We start from the raw sequence: 13,008 nt of genomic DNA on the forward strand, positions 1-13,008 counted from the left end.
AATCCGTTAAAGTATAGAAAAATAGTAGGTAGGCATTAGGAGTCCTTTTCTGTTTTTCGTGACCAGTGTCACGGCATTGGAAGCATTTTCATGATAGAATGAATGAAAAAAGAAAATGTGCGAGGAAACTATGAAAAAGAAAGTTGGAATTATAAACTGTTTTGAGGTATCTACAAGATGTTCCGGTTCTGGCTGCTTTAAGGCTTTTAATAATAAAGGAGATTCATTTGAAAATTATGATGGTGAAGCAGAATTAGTAAGTTTTGTGCATTGTAATGGTTGTAGTGAGGATTCAGTGGAGCAGGTGGTGGCAAGGGCACAAAGGATGAAAAAGGTTGGGGTAACCACAATACACTTATCATCCTGTGTAAGATCTAAATGCTCTTTTTATAAAGAATTTATAGACGCTTTATCAAAAGACTTTGAAGTCATTGGTTATACTCATGGCAGTGCAAAGAAAAAAACTTAGTTAGAAACTAAATGCCGAAGTTTTGGAATTTTTTTTGAGCTAAGCTAAAGAAGGCACAACTGCAGCAATTTCTATATTAGTCCCTTCAGTATAAATATAAACTGAAGGGACTTTTAGCAACTTGCAATAGTTGTGCTATAGGTTTTTTATGTGACATTACAATATAGGTATGCATAAATTATTCTATTAGATAATACATTTTAGAATAATATGGATGAAGCTGGGTGTTTAGCATATAATAATTATATAGCTGTATTGTACTTGGTTGGCATTATTTATATAATGGAAAAGGAAAGATGAAAGGTCCGCTGCTATAAATAAACAATAAGATAGTACAAGCATCTTTAAAAGCAAAAGATAAATAAAAAAGAGGAGGAAGATAAATGCATAACGAAAAGACTGCTGGTGTAATATATACAGCTGCTGCATATATATTGTGGGGTATTTTGCCTATATACTGGAAATTAATAGATAGCGTATTTCCAATAGAGATTTTATCTAACAGAATTCTATGGGCCTTTGTATTTACAGTTATAATTATTGCAGCAACGAAACAATGGGAAGAGTTAAAGCGTATAATAAAGGATAAGAAACAAATGTTTTACATATTTATTGCATCAATTCTTATCGCCTTTAACTGGGGGTTATATATTTGGGCTGTTAACTCAGGCAGGATTGTAGACGCCAGTCTAGGATATTATATTAATCCATTATTCTCAGTGGCTTTGGGAATGGTGTTTTTTAATGAAAAACTGACTTATTGGCAGAAGGCTGCTCTTTCTATTGCTGCTGCTGGTGTTATAATTAAAACTCTGCAATATGGTAGAATTCCGTGGATTTCTTTAGGACTAGCTGTTTCCTTTGGACTATACGGTGCAATGAAGAAATCTGTTAAGGCTAGCTCCATAGTTGGCTTAACTCTTGAAACAACTATGCTTACTCCCATTGCTGCAGCATATATAGCATCAAGGCATTTTAGTGGAGTAGGTGCTTTTGATAAGGGAGGCACGGTAGTAATCCTTTTACTTATAGGCTCTGGGGTAGTTACAGCTATTCCACTGCTGCTTTTTGCAAGTGGAGCAAAGAGACTACCTATGTCACTACTTGGCTTTATTCAATATATCTCACCAACAATTAGCTTGATTATTGGAGTTTTTCTCTATCATGAAGCTTTTACAGTAGTTGATATGATAAGCTTTGGTTTTATATGGGCAGCATTAGCTATATATTCTGTTCCACAAATGGGATTGATTAAAAAACATAAGAATGTAGAACCAGTTGGCTAAATGAATTTGGACTTAAACCGATAAGTATACTTAAAGCTAAAAGCCAATGCTTAACATACCAAGCATTGGCTTTTAGTCTGTCTAATTCTGTAAGTTAGATAGACAGTGAAATAGCTATTCTACTAATTCCTTTTGAGAACCATCAAGGTGCATTCTATAAAAAGAGTTAACAGTATAGGAGCTAGGATCCATTGTGTAATAATAAATCCATTCATCATCTACACTTATTCCAATTGCATTATCATCGCTTAATTTAATATTTTCAGAGCCATCTACCTTGATTTTGTATAAATGGCTGTCCTGCTTGTCTACATAGTAGACCCAGCCATTTGATATATTGTAGTACCAAGTTTCTATATTACCGATACTGGTCTTTTCACTACCATCAGTTCTCATTTTATATAATTTACTATTTGATGTGAAATAAACCCATTCACTGTCAATAATATAACTATGATTGTCAACATATTCATCACTTACCTTTGTCTTTCCGGACCCATCTAAGTTCATCTTATATAAAGTATTTAGTTCCGCTGTATTTTGATAATAAATATAGTTTCCTGATACAGCTGCAGAATAGATACTGTCTTTACCTAGAGCAACCTTATTGGAGCCATCTGTATTCATTCTAAATAAAGTACCATAATTATAGTTTGTAACATAATAAATTTTATCACCCACTACCGTTAAATAGCTGCAAATATCATCATTATTAAGTCTTGTTTCTTCTGTTCCGTTGACTCTTGTTTTATAAATACCATTTGGACCATCATGACTAGCATACCTGGAAAAATAAATCCAATCATCAACTACATTTATATACTTTCCAAATTTGTTACTTAGTTTTATTTTTGAAGTACCATCTTTTTTGTATGCATATATGCTGTCAGATTTTTCTCCAGCGTAGGATATACCAAATGAATAATAAAGCCAGTCTCCTTGTTCAGCTACTGATCCGCCATTTTTAATGTTACCGGAAGTATTTCCACGGGTTCTTAAGACATTTGAAACTCTTTCATCTGAAAGGGCTCCCCTTCCGCCTAATATTGTAGTCTGAGATATGGATGATGATTTTGAAGCTATAAAATTCTCAGTTGCCTGTCCAGAATAATCACTAACCATCACAACACAGGATGAATTCTTTGCAGCCAGCACTGAACCAGCTAAGGCATCAGGAAAATTTTCACCGTTAGCTATATAGATTTTATTAAAGTTCAGTTCACTTTCAAACTTCTTTAATACTGCAATATTAGTATCATATCTGCTGTCCCCATATAGTCTTTCAGCATTAGGGAGGGTATCAAAAATATTATCACTTACAACATCATTTCCGCCAATTACATAGGTTTTGGTGATATTCCCCTTATTTATGTATTTACTTATAGAATCAGGCAGCTTGTCTGTAGGAGTGAGTATTATAGGCATAGATTTTTGAGCTGCGATTGGTGCCATAGACATTGCATCAGGAAAGTTTTCACCATTGGCTACTGTTAATTCTCCCTTAAAATCAAGTTGTTCTGCAACCTTAAGTGAAGTTTCATACCTATCTTGTCCAAAAAGACGTGTGGTTTCAATATTTAGTTGAGAAAGTCTTTTTTCTACATCACTTGGTACAACACCAGTACCACCTATAATAAACATTTGCTTTACATTTAGTCTTCTTAACTCATCTTCAACTCTGTTGTCTAAAGTTGCACCAGGATTTAATAGTATAGGTGCATTATATTTTTTAGCAAGTGGAGCTGCACTAAGGGCGTCAGGAAAATTTTCGCCGTTAGCTAATACAGCATACTCTGAACCACCAGCCCATCCATTTTTAGAAATTTCAATGGCAGTATCATATCTGTCGCTACCCCAGATGCGCTGAGTGTTGTTTGATGCCAATGCTTTAGTTGACATAGAAAAGGTTATGCCAATAGTACATAGCACAAGTGCTAACTTGTTATTGAACATTTTATTTCCTCCAATGTTAGTAAATTTTTTAAAATATTGTTAACCTTATTATAATATAAAAAGGCATAACATAAAAAGATTTAATTAGGTGCAGGGTTGGTGTAATGGAACTGATATAAAGATAAGATTAAAATAAGCGCAAGATATTCTTTTTAAAACATCATGGCAAGTACTGATTTATTGCATGGCTTTGGAGGGTATTATCCCATTTGCATAGAATTAGTAATATTGGAATATTGTATAAAAGTACCTAAAGTTTGCAAGGGGGATATGTGCTATGTATAAAAAGACATCAGTTTTTATTTGCGGATTAATATTAACATTGGGGGTTTCTGCTACCTCAAATGTTAAAGCTGCTTCCGCTATAGAAACTAAAAGACTATGGGGAATTGACAGATATGTAACTTGTTCTGAGGTTGTAAAAGAAGGCTGGAAAACTTCAGATTATGCAGTAATAGTTAATGGGGAAAATTTTCCTGATGCTTTAAGTGCATCAACTTTAGCTAAAAAGTATAATGCACCTATTTTGCTTACACAGTCTAACTCACTGGATTCCAATTCGCTAGAAGAGTTAAAAAGGTTAAATGTTAAAGAGGTTTTTATAGTTGGTGGTGACTTTGTAGTAAGTACAGCTGTTGAAAATTATATAAATGACTTAGGAATACAGACTACAAGGTATAGTGGGCTGGATAGAAATGAAACCTCAGTAAAAGTAGCAGAACAGATAGGAACTGATAACGGAATTATTGTAGCTATTGACAGTGACTTTACAGATGCACTTTCGGCAGCTCCTATTGCAGCTAAATTAAATATGCCTATTATATTAGTTCCTAGAGATGAAGTTCCTGATTCTGTTAAAAGTTTTATTTCAGCCAACACTATTTCAAAAACCTATGTACTTGGCAGCAGCGACATAATCAGTGATGCTGTAGCTTCTAAATTTCCAAAGGTGCAAAGGATAGTTGGAGCAGATAAGTATGAAAGAAACATAAATATTATAAACACTTTTAAAGATAAAATAAGCTTAGACAATGGATGTGTGGCTTACTCTGAAAAGTTTGCTGATGCTTTAAGTGGCTCCGCTTTAGCCGCTCTAAATGGCAATCCTGTAATTCTAATAGGTGATAAGCCTACAGCAGTTACTAAAGAGTTCATAAAAGCCAATAACTTCATTAAATTAAACATCTTAGGAGGGGAAGCTGGAATTACCCAGTCAACTTTAGCTGACTTAACAGATTCTACCATAGGTGATGATGACAGTAGTACAACAAACAATAAAATTGTTTTTAAAGACCAGTATTTTGAAGAAGAAGTAAGACGTCTTGCAGGTAAATTTGGTATAGATCTTTACAAGGAGGATGTTAAGAACATTACAAGTCTAAAATATAACCTTGAAGTAAATACAGAGGATTATAAAAAAATAAGAGATATTACCGGTATTGAAAATTTAACTAATCTAGAAGAGCTGGAGCTTATTAATAATGAAGTAAATACAAGCAGTTTAAAAAATTTAACTAAACTAAAATCTCTTAACCTACTTAGTAATCAAATAAGTGACATAAGCTTTTTAGAAGGACTAACTAACTTAAATAACCTTGATTTAAGCTGTAACAAAATTACTGATATAAGTGCATTAAATGGATTAACTAATTTGAATAGGCTCAGCTTAGAATTTAATACAATTAACGATATAAGCACACTGAAAGGCTTGACTAATTTAAAAGAGCTTAAATTAAGCAGCAATAAAATTAATGACATAACTTCATTAAGGGGATTGTCTAATTTAGAATATCTTTACTTAAGTAACAATGACATTAGCGACATAAGTTCACTAAAAGAATTAACTAGTTTAAAGAGCATTGGACTAGGTACTAATAAAATTAGCGATATAAGCGGATTAAAGCAGTTAACCAATTTAAGTGCAATTGATTTAGATGAAAATAACATTAGTGACATAAATGCACTGAAAGGGCTGACTAAGTTATCCAACGTTTATTTGAACAACAATAAAATAAAGGATATAAGCCCATTAAAAGAATTGACTAATGTAACTGTTCTTGATTTGACAAACAATAACATTAGTGATGTAAGCCCATTAAAAGGATTAAATAATTTGACTAAGGTATATCTAAAAGGAAATCCAATTAGCGATTCTGACAAAGAAGCTTTAAAAAAAGCATTACCTTATTGCAGAATTATCTTTGAATAAACTGTAGGCTTTTTGCGTTAGGTAATAAAACCACAAAAACTATTATGAGGTGATATAAGTGATTATTGAAGGTGTTAGCTATCCTTCTGATTCTGAAGCTAAGAAAACACTAGTAGATATTGGTTTAAGAATATACCAAAAAGGCTTTGTAGCAGCAAATGATGGAAATATAAGCTGTAAAGTTGGTCCCAATACTATATGGATAACTCCTACCGGGGTTTCTAAAGGTTTTATGACTGAGGACATGATGATAAAGATGGATTTAGATGGAACAATAATTGAGGGAAAACTAAAACCATCTTCTGAATATAAAATGCATTTCCGTGTTTATGAAGAAAACCCAGATGTTATGGCAGTGGTGCATGCCCATCCGCCTATCGCCACTTCCTTTGCTATTGCAGGAATTAGTTTAGATAAGCCGATTCTTCCAGAGGCGATTGTTCAGCTTGGTTCAGTGCCAGTAGCTAAGTATGCAACTCCTGGCTCACAAGGAGTTCCAGATTCAATTGCACCTTACTGTAAAAGTCATAATGGTGTACTTTTAGCCAATCATGGTGCATTAAGCTGGGGTAAAGATATATATCAAGCTTTCTATAGAATGGAGTCAATCGAATATTATGCTGGCGTGCTTATGTATACAGGTTATGTTATTGGAAAGCAAAATGAATTGTCCGCTAGCGAAGTTGAAGAACTATTGGTTATCAAAGATAACTTAAATAATTAATGATTCAAAAAACTGTAGATGAATTTGTATAAAACTAATTTATCTACAGTTTTTTAGCCATTAAAGCTTAAGTAAAAGCATTATTGTTTCTGTAATATTATGTAGGGTATATTAATATACATTAAATTAGGTAAATAATGCATAAATAATGTATATAAGAAAAGGGGGATAAAATTCTATGAAAAAGCTATTAGCTTTGGTACTAACAGCGGTAATGTGTGCATCCTTATCTGCATGTGGCGGCACAAAAACTGCAGATACATCCTCATCAGATTCTGCGCCAAAGGCAGGGGACACAGCTTCCTATGCTAAGGCTCTAAAGGGCAAAAGAGTTGCAGTTGTTCGTAACCTTGCAGCAGGTGATCATACTCAACAATTTTTAGATGGCTGCGTATCAGAGGGTAAGGCACTTGGTTTTGCAGTTGATACCTTCGTAACAGATGGTGATGATGCCAAAGCTCAAGAAGTTACAGCTCAATGTATTCAAAAAGGATATGACGGAATTATAGTTTCCCATGCTCAACTATCCTATGCCTATAATATGTTAAAACCTGCCATAGATAAAGGAATGAAAGTAGTTACCTTCGATAGTATGCCATTTAAAGATGGTGATGCAAAAGGTCAATTACTTGAAGGTGTAACTTCAACAGCACAGGATGATAGTGCTTTAGCAAGCTTATCACTGGGATTTATGATGGAAGAGTTTGAAAAGAACGGTGGAAAGTATCCTATGAAAGTGTTAAAGACCTTTATGGGACCTGGAATACCTCCTCTAGATAGACGTAATGTTGTTTATACAAAATTAGAACAGGAAGGCAAAATTAAAACCGTAGAAGTTATTGCTCCATCAGATACAGCAAATGCTCGTGGTGATATGACTAACAAAACTGCTGCTATTTTACCTAAGTATCCAAAAGGATCTGTAGATGCTATTTGGGGCTGCTATGATGAGCTGGCAAAAGGTGTATTACAGGCATTAAACGATGCTAAGAGAACAGATATCCCTATGTATACAATTGATATATCCAATGATGATATTCAATTAATGCTTAAAAATAAAGAAGTATGGAAATCTACAGCTGCTGTTGACCCTAAATTAATTGGTATCGTTGACACTAGATTATTAGCTATGAAATTCTTAAATCTAGAAACTCCACAGTATTTTAACTTAAATGCAAATTTAGTTAAAACCACACAGTTATCTTCAGAGGTTAATATGACAAATCTTAAAACAGTTATTAATGGATGGGGAGATCCTAATTCAAAAGAAGGTGCGCTTAAAGAGACTTGGATAGACGAAGTAAAAAAAGCAAATGGTAACTAAATTGTAAAAGTGAAAACCATTACTTAATTTATATGTGAGGGTGAAGCAAATGGATAAAATTAAACTGGAAATGAAGGATGTTTCTATTGAATTTCCAGGAGTTAAAGCTTTGTCTAATGTTAACTTCAACCTTGAGGGAGGAACAATCCATGCACTGATTGGTGCCAATGGTGCAGGCAAGTCAACTTTAATGAAAGTACTAGCCGGTGCCAATTCAAATTATACAGGAGAGATTTTTATAGATGGGGGACCGGTTGAAATCCGATCCCCTAAAGATGCAAAGAATCTCGGTGTTGAGATTGTGTTCCAAGAGGTAGATACAGCTTTGATTCCCTATCTTACTGTTGCAGAGAATGTTATGTTTGATTCTATTGTAAACAAAATGGATAAAAAACATCTAGTTGATTGGAAAAAAATACGGGCAACAGCTAAAGAGACTTTAAAAAAGTTAAATGTGAACCTTGATGTTAGACGGTTAACTTCAGACTTGACCTTGTCAGAAAAACAGATGGTGCTTATTGCTAGGTGTGTAGTAGAAAAATGCAGAGTGTTGATTTTGGACGAGCCTACCGCTCCTTTATCCGATTCAGAAACAAAGGAACTTTTTAGAATTGTTCGTCAGTTAGCAAAAGAAGGTGTATCTGTAGTATTTATATCCCATAGAATTAGTGAATTGTTTGAGATCTGCGATTCAATCACCATAATGCGTGATGGTCAAGTGATTAGCAGTATGCCTATTACAGAAGAATTAGAGCAGAGTAAAGTAGTTGAGTTAATGCTGGGGCAAAAGCTTACAGACCAATATATAAAAAAGCAGGTTCAAATTGGGCCTGTATTATTAGAAGTGAAAAATCTTACAGAGGTAAATAATCTGGTTAAAAACATAAACTTAACAATCAATAAGGGAGAAATAGTTGGAATAGCAGGGTTAGTTGGCGCTGGAAAAACGGAGCTTTGTAAAACACTATTTGGTGCCTTAAAGCAAAAAAGCGGTACTGTAAAGTTAAATGGAAAAGAAGTTAGATATAAAGATCCTAGTGGAGCAGTAAAATGCGGCTTTGCCCTTGTACCGGAGGAAAGGCGAAAGGAAGGAGTATTAATTACTGATCCTATATATCGAAACATCAGCATTGCAGCCATAAAGAAATATGCTAAAGCTTTTTCTGTAGTTGATAAAAACAAGGAAAAAAAGGATGCCCGTACGATGATTAGCAATCTAGGAATTAAAACCCCATCGGAGAATCAAATAGTTGCATTACTGTCTGGAGGCAATCAGCAGAAGGTGGTCTTAGGAAAATGGCTGAATTCTCAGTCGGAAATTTATATTTTTGATGAGCCTACAAAGGGTATCGACGTGGGGGCAAAACGGGAAATGTATGAACTGATTGAAAGGTTGGCGGCACAGGGAAAAGGCATATTATATGCAACCTGTGAGTTTCAAGAAATACTATCCATCGCAGACAGAGTGTATGTAATGTTTGATGGGGAGATTATTAAGGAATTGGACAACATTTCAGATGCCGATGAGAAGGAGCTGTTATATTATTCAATGGGAGGACAATCAAATGAAAGAAGAAATAGTTGAAGATAAGAAGAAAAGCAAATCCTTGATGAAGTTTATTACTAAATGGGGTACTTTTATAACAATAATAATACTATTTATATTCTTTACCTTTGCCAACTGGAACAGTGCTAAAAATTCAAGTATTTTCTTAACCTATGATAATATGATAACCATTGTAAGAAGCATATCAATCACAGCCATAATTGCAATAGGCTTGACTTATTCATTAACTGTCAATGGAATGGACCTGTCAATTGGTGCTAATGCAAACTTTGCAGATTTCTTAGTTATGTCAATGTTTGTTTGGTACAGCATGAGTATAACCACCTCTATTATTCTTTCTATAGTAATTTGTCTAGTTATCGGATTAATTAACAGTTTTCTAATAGTAAAAATGAAGATACCAGATATGGTTGCAGCCCTATCTACAATGTTTATGTTTCAAGGGGTAGCAATGACCTATTCAAATGGCGGTGCTATTACTGAACGTATGATGATGAAAAGCGGCCAGGCTGCTTTAGGGTTGGTGCCACCTGCCTTTAGAGCTTTAGGTAAGGAGCCTTGGATTATTGTAATTATGTTTATAGTAGTGTTATTTGCACATTTCTTTTTAAACTATACCAAGTATGGAAGATATATGTACGCAGTTGGAGGAAATCCGGAAGCAGCAAGATTATCCGGTATTCCTGTTAATAAATATAGAATACTAGCATACTTATTGTCTGCAACCTTTGCAGCCCTTGGAGGTATATTGATTGCTGCAAGAGTTGGTACTGCTCAGGTTAACGCCGGTGCTGCTTATTTAATGCCTTCAGTTGCAGCAGCCTATATTGGTTTCTCCGTTGCCGGAGCTGGTAAGCCTAATGCATTAGGTACCTTGGCAGGGGCGGTACTAGTGGGTATGCTGGAAAATGGATTAATTATGATGTCCGTTCCATATTATGCTATGGATATTATAAAGGGTGCAGTACTGGCAATAGCTTTAGCACTTACTTATGCCACTAAGAAAGATAACTAGAAAAAAATTTAATATACCTAAGAAAGGAAAGGTGAAAGATTATGTCTCGATTTGATGCTTATTTTTTAATGAAAACTGAGGATGTAGGAGAATATGTTCAGGAAAAGCTTCATTATTTTGAGGATGATGCCAAATTAGAGGCTAAGGAGATAGGCGATGGCAATATAAATTATGTGTTCAGAGTAAAGGATACTAAATCCGGCAAATCCATTGTTGTAAAACAGGCAGCAGAACAGCTTAGAATATCAAAGGAAATGAAGCTTTCTACGGATAGGGGCAGAATAGAGGCAAAAATACTGCAGCTGCAGGAAAGCTATGCTCCAGGCCTTGTTCCCAAAGTATATCTTTATGATGAGGTAATGTGTGCAATTATTATGGAAGATATGGTTGGATATACTATGATGCGTACTGGATTAGTAAACCACGAAATATATCCAAAGTTTGCAGAAGATATAACAACCTTTATGGTAAATACCTTGCTGCCTACAACAGACGTGGTTATGAACCATAAAGAAAAGAAGGAATTAGTTAAGGAATTTATTAATCCTGACCTTTGTGAGATTACGGAGGATCTAGTATATAGTGAACCATATATTGATTACAATCATAGAAATAATGTATTCCCGCCGGTGGCAGAGTTCGTTCAAAGGGAATTGTATGAAGATAAAAAGCTTCACCTTGAAGCAGCTAAACTAAAATTTGATTTTATGAATAATGCTCAAGCTTTAATTCATGGAGATTTACACACAGGCTCTATATTTATAAATAAGGAACATACCTTTATCTTTGATCCTGAGTTTGCCTTCTTTGGACCTATAGGATATGACGTAGGCAATGTTATTGCTAATATGTTCTTTACTTGGTGTAATGGAGATGCAACTATTGATAACAAAGAGGAAAAGGAAAAATTCTGCCGCTGGGTTCTTGATACTATAGAAGAGATTGTAGATAAGTTTATAGCTAAGTTTAGAGCAAAATTTGAAGAGAGCGTAACGGAAATAATGGCTAAAAGAGAGGGCTTCCTGGATTGGTATTTAGACACTGTTTTAGCAGACACTGCAGGGGTTGCAGGCCTTGAATCTATAAGAAGAACTGTAGGTATGGCAAATGTTAAGGATATTACTACCATTCCGGATGAAGGTAAGAGAGCTAGGGCAGAGAAAATGGTAATTACCTTGGCTAAAAATTATATAATTAATAGAGATAAATTCAAAACTGGAGCGGATTACAGAAGGGCTATTAATGAAGTTATTGAAATGTATAGATAAAAGCCTTGCTGCTATAACTTATATAAAGGAAGGAATAATAATATGGATAAGGAAAAACTAATTACAGAGTACGATACAGTGGCTTTAGATGATGAAAATAATGCCTTAGTCATTATTGATCAAACAAAGCTTCCTGGAAAAACAGAAATACTAAAACTTACAGATATAAAAGATATATGGGATGCTATCTATTTACTTAAAGTTAGAGGAGCACCGGCTATAGGTGTTGCTGCTGCCATTGGTGTATACCTTGCCGCTGAGAAGGTTGATACAAGTGATTATGATAATTTCTATAAACAGTTTAGTGAAGCAAAAAGTTATCTAGCATCTTCAAGGCCCACAGCAGTTAACTTATTTTGGGCACTGGACCGTATGGATAAGGTTGTAAAAGGAAATAAAGACAAGTCTATTTCAGAAATTAAACAATTACTTCATGATGAAGCAGTTGCCATAAGAGAAGAAGATATTTGGGTATGTAAGCAGATTGGAGAGTTTGGACTAACCCTTGTTAAACCTGGTGATGGTATCTTAACCCACTGTAACGCAGGACAATTAGCTACAGTCAAATATGGAACTGCAACTGCACCTATGTATTTAGGTCATGAAAGAGGGTATAATTTCAAGATTTTTGCTGATGAGACAAGACCTCTTCTTCAGGGAGCAAGACTTACTGCCTATGAATTAAGTGAATCTGGACTTGATGTTACTTTGATATGTGATAACATGTCTGCTACAGTAATGAAAAATGGCTGGGTTAACGCCATATTTGTAGGCTGTGACCGTGTAGCTGCTAACGGAGATGCCGCTAATAAAATTGGAACCTCAGTAGTAGCTACCGTTGCAAAAAGATATAACATACCTTTCTATGTTTGTGCTCCAACCTCTACTATTGATATGAATACAAAGACTGGCGCTGATATTAAGATAGAAGAAAGACCAGCGGAAGAAGTTACAGAAATGTGGTACAAAGAGCCAATGGCTCCAAAGGGAGTTAAGGTATTTAATCCAGCCTTTGATGTTACTGATAATGATTTGATTTCAGGTATTGTAACTGAATATGGAATAGCTACACCGCCATATGCAGAAACATTAAAGGAGATATTTGAAAAAAAGAAAAATCAAAGATAGTTTTTTAATAAAAGTCCAAAAGGGGCTGTCGCATTAGCATAAAAAAATATGCTAACGCGGCAGCG

At 34.7% G+C, this 13,008-nt stretch carries 10 protein-coding genes; 9 read left to right on the plus strand and 1 reads right to left on the minus strand.

Features of this window, described 5'->3' with window-relative positions; translation table 11 throughout:
* Positions 1-130: 130 nt before the first annotated feature.
* Both N4T77_RS15160 and rarD read left to right on the plus strand, forming a co-directional pair.
* Entirely contained in the window at positions 131-469 is a 339-nt protein-coding gene (locus N4T77_RS15160; protein ID WP_261672665.1) for a CGGC domain-containing protein, read from the plus strand.
* 383 nt (positions 470-852) lie between these two features.
* The gene (gene rarD / locus N4T77_RS15165) at positions 853-1,755 is read left to right on the plus strand and encodes an EamA family transporter RarD (RefSeq protein ID WP_261672666.1); all 903 of its coding nucleotides are present in this window, start codon (positions 853-855) and stop codon (positions 1,753-1,755) included.
* 114 nt (positions 1,756-1,869) lie between these two features.
* Here rarD and N4T77_RS15170 read toward each other — a convergent pair whose 3' ends face one another.
* Positions 1,870-3,708, minus strand: coding sequence for a cell wall-binding repeat-containing protein (locus tag N4T77_RS15170; protein ID WP_261672667.1), 1,839 nt, complete (start codon positions 3,706-3,708; stop codon positions 1,870-1,872).
* 277 nt (positions 3,709-3,985) lie between these two features.
* Here N4T77_RS15170 and N4T77_RS15175 point away from each other — a divergent pair, with 277 nt between their 5' ends.
* The 7 genes from N4T77_RS15175 (at position 3,986) to mtnA (ending at position 12,943) form a co-directional block, all read left to right on the plus strand.
* On the plus strand, positions 3,986-5,917 hold the full coding sequence (locus tag N4T77_RS15175; RefSeq protein ID WP_261672668.1) for a cell wall-binding repeat-containing protein: 1,932 nt from the start codon (positions 3,986-3,988) through the stop codon (positions 5,915-5,917).
* 58 nt (positions 5,918-5,975) lie between these two features.
* Entirely contained in the window at positions 5,976-6,641 is a 666-nt protein-coding gene (locus tag N4T77_RS15180) for a class II aldolase/adducin family protein (RefSeq protein WP_315903175.1), read from the plus strand.
* Positions 6,642-6,819: 178 nt separating this feature from the next.
* Positions 6,820-7,965 carry a sugar ABC transporter substrate-binding protein gene (locus N4T77_RS15185; RefSeq protein WP_261672669.1) on the plus strand — a complete coding sequence of 382 codons (1,146 nt, stop codon included), beginning with the start codon at positions 6,820-6,822 and terminating at the stop codon, positions 7,963-7,965.
* A gap of 49 nt (positions 7,966-8,014) precedes the next feature.
* Complete coding sequence (locus N4T77_RS15190) at positions 8,015-9,550, plus strand: sugar ABC transporter ATP-binding protein (protein WP_261672670.1); 1,536 nt, start codon at positions 8,015-8,017, stop codon at positions 9,548-9,550.
* Complete coding sequence (locus N4T77_RS15195; RefSeq protein WP_261672671.1) at positions 9,531-10,547, plus strand: ABC transporter permease; 1,017 nt, start codon at positions 9,531-9,533, stop codon at positions 10,545-10,547. The genes N4T77_RS15190 and N4T77_RS15195 overlap by 20 nt, the downstream gene beginning before the upstream one ends.
* A 41-nt stretch (positions 10,548-10,588) precedes the next feature.
* Entirely contained in the window at positions 10,589-11,815 is a 1,227-nt protein-coding gene (gene mtnK, locus N4T77_RS15200; RefSeq protein ID WP_261672672.1) for an S-methyl-5-thioribose kinase, read from the plus strand.
* Positions 11,816-11,857: 42 nt separating this feature from the next.
* Positions 11,858-12,943 (plus strand): S-methyl-5-thioribose-1-phosphate isomerase, encoded by a 1,086-nt coding sequence (mtnA, locus tag N4T77_RS15205; RefSeq protein WP_261672673.1) that lies wholly within the window; start codon positions 11,858-11,860, stop codon positions 12,941-12,943.
* Positions 12,944-13,008: the final 65 nt, after the last annotated feature.

This window comes from Clostridium sp. CX1 (assembly GCF_025398335.1).
Lineage (GTDB): Bacteria > Bacillota > Clostridia > Clostridiales > Clostridiaceae > Clostridium_AM > Clostridium_AM tanneri.